Annotated in this window: 17 protein-coding genes and 1 riboswitch; of the genes, 5 read left to right on the forward strand and 12 right to left on the reverse strand. The window is 36.6% G+C overall.

Annotated features, from left to right (window positions below; translation table 11 throughout):
- Nucleotides 1-4: 4 nt before the first annotated feature.
- Complete coding sequence (locus AC4PG8_RS05260) at nucleotides 5-706, forward strand: Crp/Fnr family transcriptional regulator (RefSeq protein WP_070753539.1); 702 nt, start codon at nucleotides 5-7, stop codon at nucleotides 704-706.
- Nucleotides 707-795: 89 nt separating this feature from the next.
- Here AC4PG8_RS05260 and AC4PG8_RS05265 read toward each other — a convergent pair whose 3' ends face one another.
- Nucleotides 796-1,323: an HdeD family acid-resistance protein gene (locus AC4PG8_RS05265; protein ID WP_160464158.1), complete on the reverse strand. Its 528-nt coding sequence runs from the start codon at nucleotides 1,321-1,323 to the stop codon at nucleotides 796-798.
- A gap of 238 nt (nucleotides 1,324-1,561) precedes the next feature.
- A riboswitch (SAM riboswitch) is annotated at nucleotides 1,562-1,662 on the forward strand.
- A gap of 108 nt (nucleotides 1,663-1,770) precedes the next feature.
- On the opposite strand from AC4PG8_RS05265, the gene AC4PG8_RS05270 reads away from it, so the two are divergent.
- Nucleotides 1,771-3,048, forward strand: a complete 1,278-nt coding sequence (locus AC4PG8_RS05270) for an O-acetylhomoserine aminocarboxypropyltransferase/cysteine synthase family protein (RefSeq protein WP_003770756.1) — start codon at nucleotides 1,771-1,773, stop codon at nucleotides 3,046-3,048.
- Nucleotides 3,049-3,064: 16 nt separating this feature from the next.
- Nucleotides 3,065-4,171 carry a homoserine O-acetyltransferase MetX gene (gene metX / locus AC4PG8_RS05275; protein ID WP_003770754.1) on the forward strand — a complete coding sequence of 369 codons (1,107 nt, stop codon included), beginning with the start codon at nucleotides 3,065-3,067 and terminating at the stop codon, nucleotides 4,169-4,171.
- A gap of 39 nt (nucleotides 4,172-4,210) precedes the next feature.
- Here metX and AC4PG8_RS05280 read toward each other — a convergent pair whose 3' ends face one another.
- The 6 genes from AC4PG8_RS05280 to AC4PG8_RS05305 all read right to left on the reverse strand — a co-directional run bounded on the left by AC4PG8_RS05280 (nucleotide 4,211) and on the right by AC4PG8_RS05305 (nucleotide 10,396).
- Nucleotides 4,211-5,011: a formate/nitrite transporter family protein gene (locus AC4PG8_RS05280; protein ID WP_003760764.1), complete on the reverse strand. Its 801-nt coding sequence runs from the start codon at nucleotides 5,009-5,011 to the stop codon at nucleotides 4,211-4,213.
- A gap of 223 nt (nucleotides 5,012-5,234) precedes the next feature.
- Nucleotides 5,235-5,777, reverse strand: coding sequence for a DUF1269 domain-containing protein (locus AC4PG8_RS05285; protein WP_003760760.1), 543 nt, complete (start codon nucleotides 5,775-5,777; stop codon nucleotides 5,235-5,237).
- 125 nt (nucleotides 5,778-5,902) lie between these two features.
- Nucleotides 5,903-6,673, reverse strand: a complete 771-nt coding sequence (locus tag AC4PG8_RS05290; protein WP_492170208.1) for a DUF1295 domain-containing protein — start codon at nucleotides 6,671-6,673, stop codon at nucleotides 5,903-5,905.
- The gene (locus AC4PG8_RS05295; protein WP_160464366.1) at nucleotides 6,673-8,406 is read right to left on the reverse strand and encodes a DAK2 domain-containing protein; all 1,734 of its coding nucleotides are present in this window, start codon (nucleotides 8,404-8,406) and stop codon (nucleotides 6,673-6,675) included. Before AC4PG8_RS05295 ends, AC4PG8_RS05290 begins: the two co-directional genes overlap by 1 nt.
- 32 nt (nucleotides 8,407-8,438) lie before the next feature.
- Entirely contained in the window at nucleotides 8,439-8,855 is a 417-nt protein-coding gene (locus AC4PG8_RS05300) for a DUF2177 family protein (protein ID WP_070753544.1), read from the reverse strand.
- 137 nt (nucleotides 8,856-8,992) lie between these two features.
- Entirely contained in the window at nucleotides 8,993-10,396 is a 1,404-nt protein-coding gene (locus tag AC4PG8_RS05305) for a cryptochrome/photolyase family protein (protein WP_492170107.1), read from the reverse strand.
- A 137-nt stretch (nucleotides 10,397-10,533) separates the two neighbouring features.
- Here AC4PG8_RS05305 and AC4PG8_RS05310 point away from each other — a divergent pair, with 137 nt between their 5' ends.
- Complete coding sequence (locus AC4PG8_RS05310) at nucleotides 10,534-12,057, forward strand: protein kinase domain-containing protein (protein ID WP_492170108.1); 1,524 nt, start codon at nucleotides 10,534-10,536, stop codon at nucleotides 12,055-12,057.
- A 93-nt stretch (nucleotides 12,058-12,150) separates the two neighbouring features.
- On the opposite strand, the gene AC4PG8_RS05315 is transcribed toward AC4PG8_RS05310, so the two are convergent.
- The 5 genes from AC4PG8_RS05315 to secA2 form a co-directional block, all read right to left on the reverse strand.
- A complete protein-coding gene (locus AC4PG8_RS05315) occupies nucleotides 12,151-14,616 on the reverse strand; it encodes a hypothetical protein (RefSeq protein ID WP_492170109.1) in 2,466 nt (821 codons plus the stop codon).
- Nucleotides 14,617-14,633: 17 nt separating this feature from the next.
- On the reverse strand, nucleotides 14,634-15,659 hold the full coding sequence (locus tag AC4PG8_RS05320; protein ID WP_492170110.1) for a WxLIP family cell surface protein: 1,026 nt from the start codon (nucleotides 15,657-15,659) through the stop codon (nucleotides 14,634-14,636).
- A gap of 69 nt (nucleotides 15,660-15,728) precedes the next feature.
- Nucleotides 15,729-16,442 carry a WxL domain-containing protein gene (locus tag AC4PG8_RS05325; RefSeq protein WP_070753547.1) on the reverse strand — a complete coding sequence of 238 codons (714 nt, stop codon included), beginning with the start codon at nucleotides 16,440-16,442 and terminating at the stop codon, nucleotides 15,729-15,731.
- A gap of 260 nt (nucleotides 16,443-16,702) precedes the next feature.
- Entirely contained in the window at nucleotides 16,703-17,872 is a 1,170-nt protein-coding gene (locus AC4PG8_RS05330) for an AI-2E family transporter (protein WP_003760732.1), read from the reverse strand.
- Between the two features lie 115 nt (nucleotides 17,873-17,987).
- Nucleotides 17,988-20,318: an accessory Sec system translocase SecA2 gene (gene secA2, locus AC4PG8_RS05335; RefSeq protein ID WP_045554414.1), complete on the reverse strand. Its 2,331-nt coding sequence runs from the start codon at nucleotides 20,316-20,318 to the stop codon at nucleotides 17,988-17,990.
- 424 nt (nucleotides 20,319-20,742) lie between these two features.
- On the opposite strand from secA2, the gene AC4PG8_RS05340 reads away from it, so the two are divergent.
- Entirely contained in the window at nucleotides 20,743-22,155 is a 1,413-nt protein-coding gene (locus tag AC4PG8_RS05340) for an invasion associated endopeptidase (protein WP_492170111.1), read from the forward strand.
- The last annotated feature ends 62 nt before the right edge of the window (nucleotides 22,156-22,217 follow it).

The following is a 22,217-nucleotide window of genomic DNA, read 5'->3' on the forward strand; positions in this document are numbered from 1 at the left end:
GTATATGTCATTACTGAATGAGGAAAATAATTTTTACAACGTAGATTTACTCGACTTGTTAAAAGATTCAAATGAAGCGGTTCTTCCATATAAGAGAATTCGTTTTAGACGCAACCAAAAAATCTTAACAGAAGGCGCGGAAACAACTTACTTTTATATTATTGAAGACGGGGTCGTTTCGATGAGTAAAAATACGTGTAAAGAAGATAGTATTATTAGCTTCTTAGGTAAACAAGATTCTATCGGTCCGCTTACATTACTTGGAGGAGCCAAATCACCTGCAAACTATACGTCTATTAGTGAAGTTAGTGTTTATCAATTTGAACGTAAATATGTTTTGAATAAACTCTTAAGCTCACCAGATGTATTTTGGCAAATGAATGCACTTATGCAAAGTATGGTTACACCTATGTTAGAACGGGAAGGTTACGTTAATTTACCTTCTAGCGAGAAAGTTTTAGCGGGATTAATTGCTTGTGGGGAGAGATTTGGAAGAATCGAGTCGGATGGTTCTTGTTTGATTCCCTATTATTTCACCCAAAAAATCTTGGGAAATTATCTAAATTTAGCTCGAGCTTACGTTGCAACTAACCTGCGAAAGCTAGAAGAAGATGGAATTATTGCGCTTTCGCCAAAACCTTGGCGTGTTAATAATTTCGAGATTCATAAGCAAAAACTAAAAGAAAATCACGAACCTTACATATGAGTGTAAAATGAATACTTTTTTTCTAATAGTATTTCGTAAAAATATGCATAATGAAAAGAAGCTATCTTAGTTAGATAGCTTCTTTTTTATTAACTATTTTTACCAATAAAGAAGAATGTCGCGATTGCGCCGATACCTTGAACGATGAAGAATGTTGCTACAACAATTATTGCTCCAATCACAGAAACAATTGGATTAAACAGAGCGATAAATCCTACAACGATACCAATAAGACCAATGGTTAAAATCCAACCCCAACCTTGTATATTGTTTTGCTTGGCTGTAAATGCACCAACAGTACGCATGATACCAGCGAATAATACCCACATGCTAAAAAGTAATACAATTATTTCTGGTCCAGCAAATTCATTAAATAATAACAAGAAACCTAGTAAGATGGATAAAATCCCGTCAGCTAGTACCCAACCAGAAACATTTTGTGATTTTCTGTCTGAAAAGTAAGAGAATGTGTGGAAAATACCAGAAATCAGTAATAAGAAACTAAGCATAAAAGCTGATGTTAATAATGAAATAGCCGGATGGAATAAGAACCAAATTCCAAGTACAATCATCGCAATCCCTGCTAATAAAACAAGAATACGTGTAAATGTCTTCATTTTTATTTCAACTCCCCTTTATTTGTGCTAATCTAACCCCACTTTTAATGAAATATAATTAGTCTTAACTATAATAGCCTAAAAAATGGATTTTAAAACCTTTTTAAAATGAAATATTAGTCTAAAAAACAGCTTTGTCACAAAAATTCCACACACAAGTGCTATTTTTGGACTTTTTAAATACTTAGTTGACAATTTGTTTCATCCAGCGTAATATATAACTTAATTTAATAGTATTTTCTTATCACGAAAGGTGGAGGGACTGGCCCTTTGAAGCCTTAGCAACCGGAATTTATTTTCACGGTGCTAATTCCAGCAGTATATTCTGAAAGATAAGTCGGAAATCCAAGTTTAGGAAACTCTATCCTCTCTGGCGGCTTATATACTGCTAGGGAGGTTTTTTGATGGAAATTACTGATAAATACATATTAAAGAGGAGTGGATTTTATGAGTAATGAGTATAAATTCGAAACAATTCAAGTACACGGCGGACATACACCGGACGGAGATACGCATTCTAGAGCTGTGCCAATTTATCAAACAACATCGTATACATTTGATAGCCCAGAACATGCCGCAGCCTTATTTGGTTTACAGGAAACCGGAAATATTTATACACGAATTATGAATCCTACTACAGCTGTTTTAGAAGAACGGTTAACTTTACTTGAAGGTGGCATTGGCGCTGTTGCAACGGCTTCAGGCATGGCCGCTATTACTTACTCGATTTTAAATATTGCTGGTTCCGGAGATCATATCGTCGCAGCGGCAACACTTTATGGTGGCACACACACTCTTTTCTCGCATACATTTAAAACGTTTGGCATTGATGTTACTTTTGTCGACCCTAACGAACCTGAAAATTTTGAAAAAGCAATTAAAGAAAATACGAAAGCCGTATTCATTGAAACGATTGGGAATCCTGATATTAATATTATTGATATTGAAAAAGTAGCTGAGATAGCGCACGCATCTGATGTCCCGCTAATTGTTGATAATACTTTTGCGACCGCTTATTTAAATCGCCCATTTGATTTTGGCGCAGATATTGTCGTTTACTCGGCAACGAAATTTATCGGTGGTCACGGGGTTGCGATTGGTGGCGCTGTTATTGACTCTGGTAAATTTAACTGGGCAAATGGGAAGTTTCCAAAACTCGTTGTACCTGATGATAGTTATAACGGGCTGTCTTATACAAATGACGTTGGTGCAGCGGCCTATATTACCAAGCTCCGTGTCTCGCTCCTTCGTGACACTGGTGCCGCACTTTCCCCGTTCAACGCCTTCTTGCTCATTTTAGGGCTAGAAACATTATCTTTACGACTTGAGCAACACGTGAAAAATGCGAAACAAGTAGCGAATTTCTTAAATGACCATCCAAAAGTTGCTTGGGTTAATTATCCTGGCTTAAAAGACAACAAATACCACGATTTAGCCCAAAAATATTTACCAAAAGGACCTGGTTCCATTTTCACTTTTGGCGTTAAGGGTGGTTACGCGGCTGGGAAAAAGGTTATCGAATCTGTGGAGTTATTCTCACATCTAGCAAATGTGGGTGATGCCAAGTCGCTTATAATCCACCCAGCATCAACGACTCATCAACAACTAAGCGAAGAACAACAATTAACAGCTGGCGTTAAACCAGAATCCATCCGTCTTTCTATCGGAATCGAAAATGCGGATGATATTATTCAAGATTTAACGAAAGCACTAGAGCAAATTTAGGAGGAAGTGAAGAGAAGTGACCTTACAGCAAAAAGAACTATTTCAAAAAAGTCCTCTTCTACTTGAAAACGGGGAAACATTAAGTCCGGTTTTAGTTGGCTATGAAACGTATGGGACACTTTCTGCCTCACGCGATAATTGTATTTTGTTAGAACATGCGCTCACTGGGACGGCACATGCGGCGAAACATTTTGAAGATGACGCCCCTGGTTGGTGGGATGATTATATTGGTCCGGGGAAAACGATTGATACAGACAAATATTTCCTTGTTTGTACGAATGTATTTGGTGGTTGTAGTGGAACGACTGGCCCCTCCTCGATTAATCCAAAAACAGGCGAGCCTTTCCGGTTACAATTTCCCGGATTTTCAATTAAAGATATTATTAAAGTGCAGCGTGAACTTTTGGAGCAACTTGGGGTTACGAGGATTGTTTCGGTGATTGGTGGATCGATGGGTGGAATGCAAGCCACTGAATGGGCGATTGATTATGCCGATATAACAGATAGCATTATCAACATCGCCTCCCCGCTTGCTGCCGGACCTGATGCGATTGGCTATAACTTAATTATGCGGATGGCGATTCTGAATGATCCCGACTTTAATGGCGGCAACTATATTGGTCAACCTGAGGGCGGCCTTGCTACTGCAAGAATGGTTGGAATGATGACTTACCGGACGAGCGAACTTTTCTCCAAGCGGTTTGAACGTTTCACTGTCGCCGAGTCTTCTCCGGCCGCTTTCTCAAAAGAGCATTTTCAAATTGAATCGTATTTACAATATCAAGGGGATACTTTTGTCGAGCGGTTTGACGCGAATAGTTATCTATATTTAACAAAGGCGATTGATTTATTTGACGTTACGGCTCCCGCGAAAGATGATTTACCCGCTTTTTCAAAAATTAAAATTCCGTATTTGCTGATTGGCATTACGACCGATCAGCTTTTCCGAATTCACGATTTGCGCCGTGGTTATGAGCTTTTAAAAGAATGGGATGTGCCGGTTACTTATCATGAAGTGGCCTCTGAATACGGTCATGACGCTTTTCTAGTTGAAAAGGAAGTACCGAAGTTCGAGCCGCTCATCCGATCATTTTTAAGTAATTTACCTGTAAAAAGCATATAAAAAAAGTTACCTCGGAAAATTTCTGAGGTAACTTTTTTATTAGTCTTTATAAATTGATTTCGTTCGGTTAAGCCACGCATAACCTAGTCCGATAACAAGGCCACCACCTACAAAATTCCCAAGTAAAGCAAGGACTAAATTGACGGTCACATTGCCCGCTGTCATTGCAGCAAGTGTTCCACCAGAAGCGAAAAATGCTAATGAGAATGATGAGAAGTTGGCGATAACGTGCTCGAATCCTAAGAATGCAAAGATGAAAATAATGAAAATCATCGCAATGACTTTACCAGCATCATCTTTCATTCGAAGTGTACAAAGCACGGCCGTATTTACAACAATATTGGCGAAAATACCTTCTACAAAAATTTGTAATGGCGCTTTTTCAAGTTTACCGCTAACGGCAGTAAATAAGAAATGATCAGCAGGTAAATTATGGAAAACAGATGTCAGAGAAACTAAGTACCCTGCAAGAATTCCACCCAATAAATTACAAACAATACATAAAATCAAAATTTGTAATGCTTTTCCAGGTTTAACAATTTTTTGATAAACACCTGTTGTCATATACATCATGTTAGAAGTACCCAGCTCAGCATTCATATAAATAATCATAACGAGCGACCAACTAAACATAAATGCATAGGTGATTTTACCAAGTCCGGGTGCAAAATGATCGACTTTATCACCAATCATAACAGCGACCGCAGTCCCTAGTGTTAAGAATAAACATGCTAACATCGCGCGCACGATATAACGAAGAATACTATTATTTACTAAATCAATTTTTTTGCGCGTACTATAATCAATTTTCTGCATTAATGGACTACTTTCAACATCCAAATTATTTCATCTCCAAACAAAAAATTTTCTTGTGAAATTCACAACTTGTTTATTGTAGCATGTTTTTAATTTGATGCAAATAGTTTTCAGAAAATAAAAATGAGTTAAGCGTTACCATCTTGAAAAAAGTTTCTATCTGACTGTTTTATGTTGTTTATTTCCCCATTTTATCCTTATTAAAACAAAAAAAGAGAACAGATTTCTCTGTCCTCATTTAACTGATTTATTTTCCAAACCAATGTTTTTTAGCAGAATCTTTTGCTTTTCCTTCTGTTTCTTGAGCGCTTTTAATTTCTTCGGCCACAATTGCTTCATCCATGCGTTGTACACGACCATGTAACTCATCCATTACAACATCGTTTACATTAGCTAATTCTTGCTCTGTCGCAATTAAGATAACGCCTGTCGAACCTTCTGGAATTGTTTTTAACGTTCTTTCAAATACGGATAGAGCGTTTTTCACTTCGCCAGCATCTTGCATGGAACCAACGATTGCTCCAACCATCCAACCAATCAAAATACCAAATGGTCCACCTAAAATACCAATTAGCATACCAATAAGGCTATCTTTCATGTTTTTATCGGCACCAGTAAAATCAAGAAAATCTTGTGCAACAAGTTTATTTCCTGGCTCATGTTTTACAACTGCCATTTGATAACCAATGATTTTGCGCTCTTGGTGCAATCTTTTCATTTCAGAGAAAGCTTGATAAGAAATACTTTCTTCATCGAAATTCATAATTAACACTGTTTTTTCTTTTTTCATCTGTTGTACCCCTCTCGCCTCATAAGTATTGTATTTAGGCATGTTATTTCATACCCAACTCTTATTCTACTCGCACTAGTCGGCAAATAGCAATTAATAGCACCTTCCTACTTAAATCAGTACTTTTACAGACCTTTTTTACCAATAAAAGGGAAGAATTTAGAGGTTTTTTTGGCATAATTTTGAAAGTCTTCGCGGTCTTGGTATTTTTTTTCAAGTAGTGGGACGCCGGAAACAAATAGTAATAATAAGGTGATAACAATAGGACTAGTAATTAGCCAAAGATCTGTTATTTGTGTAAAAGCGACTAAAAATACACCCCACCAACTAAGAGCTTCGCCGAAATAATTAGGATGCCTTGTAACAGACCAAAAACCTGTCGTTAGTAGTTTTCCTTTATTAGCTGGGTTCTTTTTAAAGTTTTCTAACTGGAGATCGCCACCAACTTCAAACACAAAACCGATAATCCATATTACAATTCCTGCAATTTGCCACCAAGTAAATTCCGCTGATTCATTAGCAAAAGTATGCGTGATTGGTAAAGCAATAATAAATAAGAGAACACCTTGCAAAACGAAAACATTTAAAAAGGCTTTTAAATTAACCAATGTCGTTCCCCAGCGTTTGCGCATATTAACGTAGCGATAATCTTCTGGCTTGTTCCAATTTCTACGTGCTAAATGCCAAAATAAACGTACACCCCATAAAGTAACTAAAATAAGAATCGTCAAACTTTGCATCGTTACATTAAAAGTAGTTAAAAATCCGGTCCAAGCAACAACAACAAATCCCCCGCCCCAAGCAATATCTACTAATGAATATTTACCTTTTATTTTTGAAATGATAAACCAAAGTACAAAATAGACAAGTAAAGCGAGTGCTACTATCCAATACATCATATTGTTTCCTCCTTTTTAATCCCTGCGACCGCGACACTGGAAAGTCCGGCACTGATGGCAATTGCAGCTGAACTATCCACTAAATAGCTACTTCCTCCTATTTTCGCCTCAAGTTCTTTCTGCCAAAGTTTCGCGTCATGTTCTGAAGAAACATGCGTAATAGCAAGCTCTTTCAGTTGTAATTTTGCAACTTTTTTAATGATTTTTTTCATACTTTGTTTTTGACTAAATGACACGCCTATCAATTTCCCTTCGCCATTTCTGTCCAGACTGACAATCGGATATAATGAAAGTTTCTGTGCCAACTTACCTAAAATTCGCGGTATCCGACCAGACTCAACCATTGGCGCCAAATCTGCCACTGCAACATAAATAAATGTCTGAGCAGTTAACTGTTCGATTTTCTGAGTAACTTCATCAAAAGGCTTTCCAGCTTCCACTAACTCCACTGCTTGTTTCACTAAAAGCCCTTGAGCAACGGAATTCAACTTGGAATCAATAACTCGAATCCATTCCGGCGACAAATCGCGCGCTTTAATTCGTTGCTTGATTAGCTGATACGTCCCGCTTAATTTAGCTGAAACTGCAATAACTAGTACATGTTGATACTTATTTTCTAAGAACGATAATAATGCGTCGACTGTTCGAATGGTAGGTTGCGCCGTGCTCATTTTATGTTGCTGCGTTAGTTTTTGTTGTATCAAAGTTGGTCCAACTGTTAATTTATCGAGAAAATTTTCTTCCCCGGCTAAAATATTCATCGGTAAAACGTGCACTTGATGTTCTAACAAGAAATCTTCGGGTAAATCAGCAATCGAATCGGTTACAATCGCGATGTTTGCTCGTGGATTTTTTGTTACCTCATATTGAAGCCGCATATCATCTACTTTTTGATAAGTCATTTTTCCAAATTCTGATAGTAAACTTAATATTTCTTGTGGTTCATTTGTATGAATGTGTATTTTTGTTTGTTTTTCATTCCCTGCAATCACTAAGGAATCCCCTTTTGGTGCAAGGATTTCACGTAATGTTTGATGAGAAATGGTCGCTTCTTTAATAATAAATTCAGAACAATAGCGATAAATCGGTTCACTTGTCTCAAAATGAGTGTGTTCTTGGGGTGTTTCCTGCTCCACATAATTATTTGGCGTAGAAACTGTTCCCCCACAATAAGCATTGGTCAGCCCGGCAATGAAGTAATAAAAACCTTTCGCCCCCGAATCAACTAACCGATTCTTACGTAAAATAGCCATTTGAAATTCTGTATTAATTAACGCTTGTTCCGCAACTCTTTGCGCATTTAAGAGCGATTGTTGAAAAGAACGTTCTTGCTCATATGTCCCAGCAAGTGCCTCAGACCAAGCCTTCATCACCGATAAAATAGTACCTTCTTTTGGATCTAATAACGCTTCATAGGCTTTATGAACTGCTTTTTGAAACGCCTCGACTAGTCCATCAAAGGTAGATTCCAAATGATGATAGCTTTCCGCAACCGCATTTAAATATTGGGCAAAAATCATTCCAGAATTGCCACGTGCTCCTATCAGTGCTGCGCTGGCCACTTCTTCAAGTAGTTCTTTCGTGGAATATTCTCGTGGCGAAACATTATCAATAATCGCTTGCATTAAAGAAGCTAAATTACTTCCTGTATCACCATCTGCTACGGGAAAAATATTAATTCGATTTAGCTCATCTTTTTTACTGATTACTTCAGCTGCCCCGTTCAACATGCTTTGTAATAGAAGCTTGCTCTCCGACTCCTTCAAAGTGAACCTCCTCCTGAGAAGAAGTGCATATTAATGAAATAGACAATTACGGAAGTCACAGTCGTCACAGCCGTTCCCCAAATAAGATCAATAATTGTCATCGTAATTGGCCAATCTTTTAATGTTGCTAGGTTCGTCAAATCATACGTAGCGTAACAAACTAAACCAAATAATGCTCCGGCTAAAATCGTATAACCTAAGCTACCTTTCTCCGTTCCAGGCATTAATACGAAAAAAGTAACCCCAACTACATAAATAAAATAAAAAATTACTGCTGGAGCAAGCCTTACATCCCCCATTAACTCCCCGATAAACTGCTGATACATTTTCTTAGAAGCTACGAGTAACCAAAAAAGATCAAAAACTAAGAAAACTACAGCACTCGTTACAAATAGCTTTAAAAATTGCGCCATTTCGACTCCCCCTTATCACTTGATAAGTGAATTTTAACATACCTAGGTTCTTACTCCTAAAAGATTGCTCAAGACTCACTCTTCTTACTTTCTGCCATAAAAAAATCAATCATTTAACGCAATGATTGATTCATTATCTATATATTTCCCCTAGAATGCTCCTTGCTAAACTCATATCGCGCAATCGCTAATTTTCGTCGCTCTTTATGGTCGATTATCGGAAGCGGATAATCTTTTCCTAAAATCAAACCATGCTCTTTTTGCTCTGTTTCAGACATTTTTTCTGGTTGATGAATGAATTTATCAGGCAAATCCCGTAATTCCTTTACATATTTCCGAATAAATGTACCATCTGGATCAAATTTTTCCGATTGGGTTGTTGGATTAAAAATTCTAAAGTACGGCACTGCATCTGTTCCAGTCGAAGCCGCCCACTGCCAACCACCAATATTACTCGCTGGGTCATAATCAATTAGCATTTGTTGAAAATATTTTTCGCCAAAACGCCAATCAATTAGTAAATCCTTCGTTAAAAAGGAAGCCGTAATCATTCTTAGGCGATTATGCATCCAGCCGGTTTCTTTTAATTGGCGCATCGCAGCATCGACAAGCGGAAAACCGGTTTGCCCGTCTTGCCACTTCTTGAAAAATTCGCGATTATTCTCCCATTCAATAAAACGATAATTTTCTTGAATAGGCTCATTTTTTTGCTTTGGAAAAGAAACATAAATCATATTATAAAAGTCGCGCCAGCACAGTTCTTTTTCGAATGTTGCTCGCCCTTCTGTAGCTTCTTCTTTTTGAAGTGCCTGCCAAACCGTACGAATCGAAATCTCTCCCGTTCGTAAATAGCGTGATAAATGACTCGTTTTATCAAGCGCTGGGACGTCTCTTGCTTTGTCATAGTCTGCTAAATCTTCTTTTACAAAGTTTGCAAGTCTCGTATTCGCTGCTTTTTCACCGGAATCAAAGGCCGGTAAATCTTGAATCAGTTCTCTAAACTGTTCCTCATATTTTGGAAATAAGCTTTCTTTCCTAATATTTTCTAGTTTTAAAGTGACTTTTAAAGGCGTTTCTTTTATTTCTTCGCGCCATTTTTTGTAGTAAGGAGTGAAAATTTTGTAGTATTCTGTGGCGGATTTTTTCACTTCTTCGGCTGAATGAAGGTAACTATCATGATAGCTGTGAACTGTGATTTCCTTACCAGCAAAGAATGCTCGGGCAGCCTCGTCTCGACTCGCTCCGTAGCCTGTTTCATCCCGGTTGAAGAAAACTTTATCCCAAGTTGGTATTTTTTCTTTTAACTGTTTTAAGAGCTCGATTGGCTCGCCAAACATGATTTGCAAATGGGTGTTTCTATTTAGCTCTTGTTGGAAATGAGCTACACTCGCGAAAAATGCTTGGTGACTAGGGCTTCCTTTGATAAATTGTTCTGGATTTACTTGAAATAACAAAATTAAATCTTCTTCTTTACAGGCATGATAGAGAGCTTTATTATCATTTACTCGAAGATCTCTACGAAACCACATTACTGAAGTCATTTGCTTCCACCTTTCGCATATTACTTATCGTTATTATACGAGAAACGACTATATATAGAAAAACAAAGGGCTTATAATATATCTATCTTCTAAAAGAATAAAGTACATGATACAATAAATACTGAGGTGAAAATAGAATGATTTCAAGTCGTATACTAAAAGAAATAGCAGAAGAATTTATTGGAGATAGCGAAGGAAGTTCATACTCATACAAAAGGGGGTCAGATTTAGTAGAGTTCTTTAATGAATACTTTGATGAAGATGATTCTTATGGGCAAGGTTTTCCATCTAGGAAATATTATGTTTCGGACAAATTAGAACGATTAGAAAGAGAAAATACTTTAGAGGAATTCTTTTCAATTATTCTTTCAAGTAAATTTCTTCGAGTGTATGAAAAATGTAATAGAAATACAATAGAAGAAGAAATATTAATAAGAATTAATCGCTTTAATGAAATTTTTGATAAAGTTGACCTTAAAATAGAACACAAAAACGATAAAATTTTTTTAACTCCTATTCAAGAAAATTTAATAGAGATAGGATCTGGAGGGTTTGCAACCGTATATAGATTTGAAAATCATCCGGTTGCAATTAAAAAATTGAAAGATGAATTTAAAACTGATTATAGTATTACACACAGATTTAATAGAGAATATGAAATTACAGAATCCTTGCAAGATATAGATGGGATTATATCAATTTCTGACTACAATCCTAAGGAATATAGTTATAAGATGAAGTACTGTGAAACTAACCTTTATGATTTTATACATCAAAACGAGTTAAATATTGAGTATAAACTTGAAATTGTGTTGAGAATATTAAGTACAATTAGCCAAGTTCACAAAAAAGAAATAATTCATAGAGACTTAAGTCCTAATAATATTCTAATTGATGATTCTAAGATTTATATTGCTGACTTTGGAATCGGGAAGAATTTCAATGACAAATATTCCCATCAAACAAAATACACTCGTAGCTTGGGACAATATAGATACGCGGCTCCAGAACAATTGAACAACTTATCTGATGCAAATTTTTGTTCTGATGTTTTTAGTTTAGGTAAAATAATTAATTTTATTTTCACTAAAGATCCTGAAAATGTTAATCATTCACTAGCTCAGTTTACTAATAAGTCGATAGCAACTGATCCAAGCTATCGTTATGAAGATGCAGAGAAACTACACAACGAAATAAAGTCATTTTTAATTCAAAAGGACAAAGAAGATTATACAGAAAAAATTATGTCAAAGATAAGGCAAGATATTTATGATGATGAGGTTGCGGGATTTCTTCTTTCATTAAATGACTCTGAACTATCTGATATATTAGCTGAAGAAAACCATGCAAAAAGTGTTTTACGAAAATTATTGATAAGCGGCCCCAAAAAATCATTAAGTATTTTAACTAAACTTGCTATTGGCGTTCGTGGAGATTTCCATTGGAATAGTTATGATAATTTTAGTGAAATTGCTTACATAATTTTAAAGAGCGATGATGCATTATTTGATTATGACAGCTTGATAGCTGCAGCTGAAATTTTAAACTACACCGCTAATTGTGTGAATCGCTTTGATGCACAAAATAAAGTGAAAAATTTAATTGATAATGGAATAGATCCTACCATTGAAGATATTTTAAATAGTAATTCCAATAAGTAAGTTAAGATCTTCAGGCTAACATACATATATTTTTTTAAGCTCACTAAATTTAGTGAGCTTTTTTACTATTAAAATTTATATAAGTTTTACATTTCACGGAGCATCCGTCAATGTCCATTCAATTGTTGTCTCGTAGTCCTCATCCGTATAAGCGTGCGCCGCGTCTGCTTCTACAAGGATGCCTTGATTTTCTGCCCACGTAATGGGAACAATCATGTCATCCGTCGCATTGGACTGGTAAATAGTAATCGGTTCTTCTGAAAGCGGCTTTTTCTCGCCATTATTATCAATGAAAATAAGCCCATTAGGTAATGTGTGTGCTGGATTCGTTGTTGAAGTTAGCGGTGATTTCACTGATGCTGTCACGCTGAACTTGCTACCTGCTCCTCGTGAATCAAGTACAGATAAATCAAAATCCGTGTTTCGTTTCGCGATACTTTTTTGATTATTAAGTTCGATTGATTCAAAAGACATAGTTGCTGGCACATGGTTGAATTTCAGCTCACCAGTTACTTGAATGGTAATTTCTTTAGTCAAAGTTCCAATTTGGATGGTGGCTGTGTAGGTTCCGGTTTCTTTTTTTAGATTTGTGCTTGTTACTTTCACATCTGGCGTTAAATCTTTACCGGTTACGATATTGAATGCTTTTGCTTCCGATTTATCTAGAATGAATTGTTTCACTTCTTCATCATTAAGATTAATAAGGTCTTTTACATTTACGGAAAAATCTTTTGCTCGTAATGCTTGCTCATCTTGAATTTCTGTCAAATCATCTTTAATAAAAACTGGCACATGAATATCAGCGTAATTATTCGCCTTGTCTTCTAATCTAACAATTGCTTCTGTTGGTCCAAAAACATTCGTATCTGGTTCATTTAGTATGGTAATAGTAACACCTTCACCTGTCGTACCATCTGAGTGATCAGTAATGTTCGTAACTAAATGATGTGCATCTGGGAGCGAATCCCCTATGTTTAAAACTTGCGGAACAGCATCTCCGCTTGGAGGAGTCACATCTTTTACAGTTACCGGATCTAATGTAATTCGCTTTTGGTCTTGTGTAATTGTTGTTACTAGATCAGTGTAAGGTTTAATAAAGCCATTCGGGATAGCAATTCGATAATTGCCCGTGTCATCTGCTTGTCCTGATAATAGCTTGTTTTCACCATTTTCTGTATACGCAATATTAACAAATGCATTTGGTGTCGCTGTTCCGGTGACTTCACTTTCTCCATCCGTCACTGGATTTATCGTTCCTTCAAGGCGCCCCATCGCAATCATACGCGCCGTATTTTGATTGAACTTAGTTGGCGTCATTCCAGCATTAGTAGACAGAATTTTTGTTGTTGTTCCTGAATAAGTTAGACTCCCAGTAACATTTTCCCCACTCGGTAAATTAAAAATTTGTGCTGGTTGGTCTGTCCGATCAATTGCTCCAGCTGTATTCCAGTAATTTACCAATTGTGCGTCTAAATTAAATGTATTTGCATAAGGCCAGTAAAACATCGGTGTATTACTATTCGTCGCAACCAAAAAGCTTAGAGGATCCTGAATGTCTAATTTCGCGGTTGCATTATAAAATTGGATAATATAGCCAGTTCCGCCTGTTTTATTTAAGATTAAGCGAGCATTTGGACTGACGGTAATATTATCCGCTGACCAAAGAAGTGGATTAGAGCCAGCCGTTTTTGTCATTGTCACATCGGCGCCCTCAGCAATTTTAACCGCCCCACCTGGTGTATCTCGAAAAATATTATTGTTAGAGGTAATATTTAATTTCGCATTCTTTTTTACATCAATATCAATTGGTTTTGCTCCTGAGCGATAAAACATTCCTGTTCCGTTAGAAAGTATGGTTACATCTGCATTTTCTTCAACTGTAAAAGTATTGACATCAGCTGTTCCGCCACCAAACCAAAACGCACTATTCCCATTGCCGCTTGCGTGATTAATATTTAGTTTTCCAGAAACGTTTACTCCTTTAATTTCCGCAACTTCATTGACTGCTGCTGATCCGCTTACAACGGAGGCAATCGTTATATCATTTGTCCCTTTGAAATTAGCTACTCCATTTAAATTATAAATCATTTGCGGACCTTGATAATGAACATTTTCATAGTTTTGAACGACGTCTTTTGCAGCCCCGTAAACCGAAATAGTTCCATAGTAGTTTTTCCCAATAACATTGATATCTTTTAACGTGGTTTCTTTTGTGCCTGTATTTGTGTTAACTGTGATGACACTGCTCTGCGCCCCAGATGATGCCATTGTCTCTGTTAACGTGTGAATTTCACCAGTTGCTGGATTTTTTCCTGATAAAGTAAAAGTTTTTTTCGAAGCTGGGATGATAATACCTCCAGATAATTCAACATCTGCTCCTAAATAAACAGTATCAATCCCGTTATCTTCTGAAATGGCAGCTTTCAGTTCCGCGAAATTAGTGACTACCGCTTCATTTGCTGCTAAATTATCACTACCCGTTTCAGCATCTACTACTAGGTTAAAACTTAGAAAAAGAGCCGCTATGGTCAATACAATCATTAATTTTTTGAAAGCCAATGTGCCAGCTCCTTTCTTTATTTTTCTTGGTTATTTCTTCGTTTTCTAATTACTAGAATAATAATTAATACTATAAGTAAAACACCTGCAGCAATCGCAACATACAACCACTGGCTCGTTTGTTTCAAATTCACTGCTTCTTTATTTAAATCTTGATCTTTTTTACCAATCGTAAATGTTTCATCCCAATTCCAAGTTTCTACGCCATTTGTAGCAGTCATTTTTAATCTGTATTTACCTTCTTTTAACGGTTTATTCTCCCAATCAATCCCGAAGTCAAAATTGGAATTTGGTGCCATCGTCATATCTGCCTTTTTAGTTTGATATAGCATTTTATTCGAGCCATCTTGATACACTTTTGCATCAATGCTTAGGTTTTTGATAATAACTGGTTGGTCGTTTTGTAATTTGGCAACTATCGCTGTGTGATAATTGATAAGAGTTGGTTTAATACTTAATAAATTCATATGTGGTTTGACTTGTTTGTCGGTTTCAGATAACTGCATACCAACAATATAGGAATATTCATTTTTAAGTGAGACACCTTTTGTTTTTTTGGTCTCCGTTTGATTTTTCTTTTTGAACTGTACTGCGCCCAAAACAACTCCATCGATTGATTCGTCTGGCATTTCAATCGTAACTTGAACGGTTTTTTTGCCATTCACAGGTATCGTTAGAAGTTTTTGGTCGTCTGGTATTGTAGCTAATGCGGGTAATGGGTACTTCAGGCTTTTGTCTTTTTTAGAAAGGTCGTTTTTCGTATAATCAATCACACCAGTTTGGTTGGTTGACGCGTAATTGACGGATGCTTCTACTTGAATTTCTTCATTTGAACTATTCATTACATCTATTTCTACTGTTTGCTTTTGGTTTGGTTTCATTTTCAAGTCAAAGTAGGTTTGTTTTTTGTCTATTTGATTGGCGGGAATATTAGCTTGAACGGAATAGCCGACATCTCCCTCCGCTGCTTTTGCTTCTGTAAAATTGCCGAACGTCACTAATAATGGAACAAGGAATAATATGCTAAGAAAACTTTTTTTCAATTAAACCTTCCTTTCATCGTCTTTAATAAAAATTTTGCGTCTAGAAATGAAATTCTAAACGCAAATTTTTTAAACACCTGGTGCGTCAGATAGTGTCCATGTAATTGTTGCTTCATGGTCTCCTAAAGTTGCACTTCCTGCTGGTATCGTTAACTTAACATTGTCATTTAAGCTAGCTGCATCATTAGGTGTCGCGCCAAACCAACGATTAACCCAAGTCCCCATACCTTCAGATTCTTTTGCCGAAACAACATTTACAATTGAAGTTCCATCGGCCGGTAGTTCTACTGTTTGAACAGCAGTTGGCGTTGTTGCCGTTGTACTTGAAGAAACTGTTTCTCCGTTTTTAAATGATAGTTTAGCTCCTGATAGTGAAGCTGCTCCATCCTCGTCTTTAAAGGCAGTTGCTGTTGCAGTAACCTTCCAACCAGCACCTGTTCCGCGGCGGTCAGATACTTGAATAAACGGTTTTCTTGAAGTGGAAGAATAGCTTTGTTCCGTAGTGGATACTTCATGTTCACCGAAATTCACAGAAGATACATAATCCATTGTTAGCGAACCAGTATTTCCAGTTCCCGGATCAGTCGGATTACTTGGGTCTAATGGATCTATCGGTTTCGTTGGATCTTCTGGGTCAACCGGATTAACTACCCCAGTTCCTGCTTTAAATTTAATTGATGCTTTTGAATCCCCTTCTGAAGATACTGCAAAAGCAGACGGTGCAAAAAGTGTGACTGAAGTTATGCCAATTAATCCTACAATTAATGTTTTTTTGAAAATCATTTTGTTTCTCCTTTCGTCATGCGTTATCTTTATATTATGACGAAAAGAGCTTCAAAAATATGTACAACTTATGAAAAATAATAAATTTTATCACATTCTTTTTAGTAAATGTTAAAAATTTTACACAAAAACCGCTCTATTACCGGACTCATCTTGTAAAGAAAAAAATTATGTCTTTTCTGTGAACACTTTTAATCATCAAAAAAAGAGCCCTATTAAGCTAGAAAATACCTTTCTAACTAATAGAACTCTTGTTAGTTTTATTCTTTTTCTTCAGGGGGCGTTACAACATACTCACTCTCAGGTTGTTCTCCGTAAAGCCCTGAAACTCGTTTGAACCAGATAAATACATGTGTTACAACTACTTTAAGCACAGCATAACCTGGTACTGCAAAGATAACTCCGAGTATACCGAAAAGATTTCCGGCTACTAAAATAACGAATAAAATTGTAATAGGGTGTACTTTTAATGTTTTACCCATTACTTGAGGCGAAATAAATTTACCTTCTAATAATTGAACCACACACCATACAATAATTAATTTAATTAATAACCAAGGAGAAGTTACAATTGCGATAATAATAGCTGGTGTAATTGCGATAGCTGGTCCTAAATATGGAACAATGCTAGTACATGCGGCAATGATCGCAAGCGTTAATGCATATGGTAAGCCAATAATTAAATAACCGATAAATAACAGAATACCAATACATAAACTAACAATAATTTGTCCACGAATATAAGAACTAATTTGGTGGTTTGCTTCACCAAGTACTTGGCGAGTATGCGCACGACCATTTACAGGCAACATTTTTAATAGGAAATCTGGTAATTTTTTCCCATCTTTTAATAAGTAAAATAATACAAGCGGTGTAGTTACAATTGCTAGTACAACTTCGGTAACCGTTCCAACAATACTTCCAATACTTGTAATCGCGCTATTAATAACGGAAGTTCCTTTAGTCGAAAGAGTTTTCATAATATCGCTCATATTAGTGCTTAATTTATCTTTTATTTGATCAAACAAGCTCGAACGACTAAATTCGTCAAATTTTTGGGTGATTTGATCCCAATAACCTGGGAAAGATTTAAATAAGCTAACAATTTGATCTTTCACTGCTGGAATAACAAAACTAAATAATAGAATGATTAAACCGATAATTACTAAGTATAACAAGGCAATTGCCCAGCCTCGCTTCCACTTTTTTTTCTCAAGCCAGTCAATTATTGGGTTAAATAAGTAATAGGAAATCCCCGCTAAAATAATTGGCGCAGCAACGGTTTTAAGAATTACCATTAGTGGATCAAAAATAAAGGCAATCTTCGTTAATACATAAATATCAAGCGCTACTAGCAAGAAAATTAATAATCCTAGTACAAACTTGTTCTCAATAAAAAACTGTTTGAATTTTGTTAATGTCCCCTTCACTTTTCCACCTTCTTTTGTCTAAATTTATTTTTGTTTGTTACTATTATATAGGTTAATACCCTCGTTCTCACTAAATTACCCATAAATTTGAAAAAAATCAGGCGTAAGTTGTAATTTATCCTTGAATCAATCCATCTGGATCTAATTCAAGTAAAGCATGTGCAAAATAGAAATGATAGTCAGCTTGGAATTTCTCAAATAATTGAGCACCTTCTTTTTGATACATAACGAGCGGATCTTGCTGTCCATATGCGCGTAAATGAATTCCTTCCCGTAATTGAACCATAGCGTCAAGATGCATTACCCACATTTGGTCCATCAAGTTTAAATACACTTCTTTTTCAATTGCAGTAATTGTTTCAACTGGGAATTTATTACGTTCTTTCTTATGCCAAGAGACTATTTCTTCCACTACTTCAGCTGGATCCATCAATGTCACTTGATCAAAGGAGATTGGGAATTTAGTGCCACCAAGTAATTCTTTTTGGCGACTATAGTATTTCTCCAACTCTTCTTCCTCAAGTTCAAGCGGATGAATAAATGAATATTCCGCGACTTCTCGAAGAATTTTTTCAGAAGACACGCCCAGTTTATTTCGCTCTAACAGTTGATCGCGCTCTTTATAAACCATTTTCCGTTGTAAATCGATTACTTCATCGTAAGAAAGCAAATCTTTCCGAATATCGTAATTTGCACCTTCTAAACGTTTTTGAGCATCTACAATGACAGAGTGAATTTTACGCGAGTTAACAGGTTTTCCATCACGAGGTGCTTTACGCTTAAGTTTCGTAGACAGTTTTTCCCAACTCTTACTTTCAAACTGCTCTAATAAATCATCTTCTAATGAAATCATAAACTTACTAAAACCAGGGTCACCGCGTCTACCAGAACGTCCCATTAATTGTAAATCAATACGACGACTCTCGTGGCGTTCTGTCCCGATTACCGCTAATCCACCGAGTTTATGAACATCCGGATCTAACTTTATATCCGTTCCTCGTCCTGCCATATTCGTTGCTAAAGTTACCATGCCGCGTTTCCCGGCTTTGGCAATAATTTCCGCTTCTTGGGCGTGGTTTTTAGCATTTAAAACTTGGTGAGGAATTCCTGCAGCATCAAGCAGACTACTAATCCACTCATTACTTTTAATAGAAGAAGTTCCGATTAGAGTTGGCTGACCTTTTTCATAACGCCAAGAAACTTCATAAACAATCGCTCTTCCTTTTTCCTTTTTCGTATAAAAAATGTCATCGGGCATATCTTCACGATTGACGCGTAAATTTGTTGGTATTACGACAACATCCATATTGTAAATTTGCCGAAATTCTTCTTCTTCAGTTTTCGCCGTACCTGTCATACCAGAGAGTCTTTTATACATTCGGAAATAGTTTTGAATTGTAATTGTCGCAAGTGTGCGTGATTCTTCTTTTACTTCCACGCCTTCTTTTGCTTCAATAGCTTGGTGAAGTCCATCATTAAAGCGACGACCTGGAAGCGCGCGACCAGTATGCGGGTCGATAATTAAAACTTCCCCATCAAGAACGACATAGTCTTTATCTTTATGCATCAAAAAATGAGCACGCATTAGAAGCATTGTAATTCGAAGTTCCACCTGTGCTTCCGCGGAATAAAGTGATTCAACACCCCAAAATTTTTGAGCTCTTTCAATCCCCGCATCATTCAACCAGACAAAACGCTTATGTTCTTCTATTTCATAATCATCTTTCATCATCGTTTGCACGAGTTCATTTGCCGTTTGATAAAGCGATAAATCTTCTTCTTTACGATCAGAAATAAGTAAAGGAGTCCTTGCTTCATCTATTAAAATGGAATCTGCCTCATCGATTAAAACAAAATCAAGTCCACTTTGTACCTTATCTTCTTTTTGGCGGACCATATTATCACGTAAATAATCAAAGCCAAATTCAGAAGCTGTTCCATAAATGACATCTGCTGTATAAATCGCCTTTTTCTGATCTTTATCTAAACCAGATTCGTTTAAAGCAACCGAAATACCGAGATATTCTAACACTTGTCCGATTTCTTCCCGGTCCCGTCTTGCTAAATATTCATTCGCAGTAACAAGGTGAACACGGTTGCCACGCATCACTTCGATAAACATCACAAATAAAGACATCAATGTTTTACCTTCACCGGTTTTCATTTCTGCCACTTTGCCATCACCAAGAACAAGCGCACCAATTAATTGAACGACAACGGCATCCAAACCAATAATTCTACTTGCCGCTTCTCTTGCTAATGCAAAAATATTAATCTTATCTCGTTCAGTCATTGGTTTTGTCTTGAATTTTTCGCGCCAAAAATTCGTTTGTTCGCGAAGTTCATCTTGGTCCATATTTTTATATAAGCCCTCTTTTCTAACGATTTGACGGGCTATTTCTCGATACTGTTTCACAATTTTGCGATCATCATAATTCTGTCTCATTATATAATATCCTCCATACCTTCTATTATAGAATAACACAAAGTCATCTGGCAATTTATTTCAGGTTTAGAAAAAAGGAAAAACTGATGAGAATAATATTACAAATGTATTAAATTTTTCTATTAACAAAAAGCAATAGGTTTCCCATAGCGAAAGTTGTTGCTTTTTGTTAATATCTTACTTACACCTTAAAGGACTCCCCAGCAGTACATCTCAAGCCCTAAGAATGCACGTTCGCTTTTTAATTGTTACAGTTTCATTACAAATAGTTGGTATAGTCCGCTATCTCTCTTTGTAACAGCTTTTATCTATTTGTTTTTTGCGTAAAAACTGGGTAAACTAAGTATTAATCACTATAAAATTAATTCTCAATTACTAATTGCGTACTGAGATTTTCTGAAAAAAAGAGAGGAGTTTTATGAATATGAAAAAAGCAACTATCGCGGCTACAGCTGGGATTGCGGTTACAGCATTTGCTGCACCAACTATCGCATCCGCAAGCACAGTAGTAGTTGAAGCTGGAGATACACTTTGGGGTATCGCTCAGAGCAAAGGGACTACTGTTGACGCCATTAAAAAAGCAAACAATTTAACCACTGATAAAATCGTACCAGGTCAAAAACTACAAGTAAACGAGGTTGCTACTGAAGAAAAAGCAGAGAAATCTGTTAGCGCAACTTGGCTTAATGTACGTTCTGGCGCTGGAGTTGACCACAGCATTCTTACTTCCATTAAAGGTGGAACTAAAGTAACTGTTGAAACAACAGAATCAAACGGTTGGCACAAAATTACTTACAATGATGGAAAAACTGGTTACGTTAACGGTAAATACTTAACAGACAAAGCAACTAGCACTCCAGTTGTTAAACAAGAAGTGAAAAAAGAAACGACACAACAAGTTAAACCTGCTACAGAAGCAAAAACAGAAGTAAAACAACCAACTACACAACAAACTGCTCCTGCACCAAAAGCAGCTGAAACTAAAGAAGCTCCAGTAGTAGACCAAAATGCTACTACACATAACGTTAAAAGCGGCGACACAATTTGGGCATTATCCGTGAAGTACGGTGTTTCTGTTCAAGATATTATGTCATGGAATAATTTATCTTCTTCTTCTATTTATGTAGGTCAAAAATTAGCTATTAAACAACCAACTAAAACAGTAGCTCCAAAAGCAGAAACAAAAACTCAAGCTCCTGCAGCTGAAAAACAAACAGCTCCAGCAGTAAAAGAAAATTCAAATGCGAATACTGCTACTACTGAGAAAAAAGAAACTGCAACGGAACAAACAACTACTAAAGCACCAACTCAAGCTGCGAAACCAGCTCCTGCTCCGTCTACTAACACAAATAAAACAAACACAACAAACAACAATACTAATGCAAGCACACCATCAAAAAACACAAATACTAATACAAACACGAACACGAACACTAATACAAACACGAATACCAACACAAACCAAGGTTCCACTAACAATGCGAGCGCAAGTGCTTTAATCGCTGAAGCTCAAAAACATCTTGGAAAAGCTTACTCTTGGGGTGGTAACGGACCAACTACATTTGATTGCTCCGGTTTCACTAAATATGTATTCGCTAAATCTGGAATTTCTCTTCCACGTACTTCTGGCGCACAATACGCTAGCACTACAAGAATTTCCGAATCACAAGCAAAACCTGGTGATTTAGTATTCTTTGACTATGGTAGCGGAATTTCTCACGTTGGTATTTACGTTGGTAATGGTCAAATGATTAACGCGCAAGACAATGGCGTTAAGTATGATAATATCCACGGCGCTGGCTGGGGTAAATTCCTAGTTGGATTCGGTCGCGTATAATTAATAATTTAAAGTAACCTGTGGAGCAGGAAGTTCGCTTCACAGGTTTTTTGTTGGAAATT

Source organism: Listeria sp. MAN/IMW/UF555 (assembly GCF_058684075.1).

Coding starts and splice junctions, on each gene's coding strand:
- AC4PG8_RS05285 (WP_003760760.1), bottom strand. CDS start 5,777: ATGAAAAAAGAAAAAACAGTGTTAATTATGAATTTCGATGAAGAAAGT.
- AC4PG8_RS05290 (WP_492170208.1), bottom strand. CDS start 6,673: ATGTATTGGATAGTAGCACTCGCTTTACTTGTCTATTTTGTACTTTGG.
- AC4PG8_RS05265 (WP_160464158.1), bottom strand. CDS start 1,323: ATGAAGACATTTACACGTATTCTTGTTTTATTAGCAGGGATTGCGATG.
- AC4PG8_RS05340 (WP_492170111.1), top strand. CDS start 20,743: ATGAAAAAAGCAACTATCGCGGCTACAGCTGGGATTGCGGTTACAGCA.
- AC4PG8_RS05325 (WP_070753547.1), bottom strand. CDS start 16,442: ATGATTTTCAAAAAAACATTAATTGTAGGATTAATTGGCATAACTTCA.
- secA2 (WP_045554414.1), bottom strand. CDS start 20,318: ATGAGACAGAATTATGATGATCGCAAAATTGTGAAACAGTATCGAGAA.
- AC4PG8_RS05300 (WP_070753544.1), bottom strand. CDS start 8,855: ATGGCGCAATTTTTAAAGCTATTTGTAACGAGTGCTGTAGTTTTCTTA.
- AC4PG8_RS05295 (WP_160464366.1), bottom strand. CDS start 8,406: ATGTTGAACGGGGCAGCTGAAGTAATCAGTAAAAAAGATGAGCTAAAT.
- AC4PG8_RS05305 (WP_492170107.1), bottom strand. CDS start 10,396: ATGACTTCAGTAATGTGGTTTCGTAGAGATCTTCGAGTAAATGATAAT.
- AC4PG8_RS05270 (WP_003770756.1), top strand. CDS start 1,771: ATGAGTAATGAGTATAAATTCGAAACAATTCAAGTACACGGCGGACAT.
- AC4PG8_RS05260 (WP_070753539.1), top strand. CDS start 5: ATGTCATTACTGAATGAGGAAAATAATTTTTACAACGTAGATTTACTC.
- AC4PG8_RS05310 (WP_492170108.1), top strand. CDS start 10,534: ATGATTTCAAGTCGTATACTAAAAGAAATAGCAGAAGAATTTATTGGA.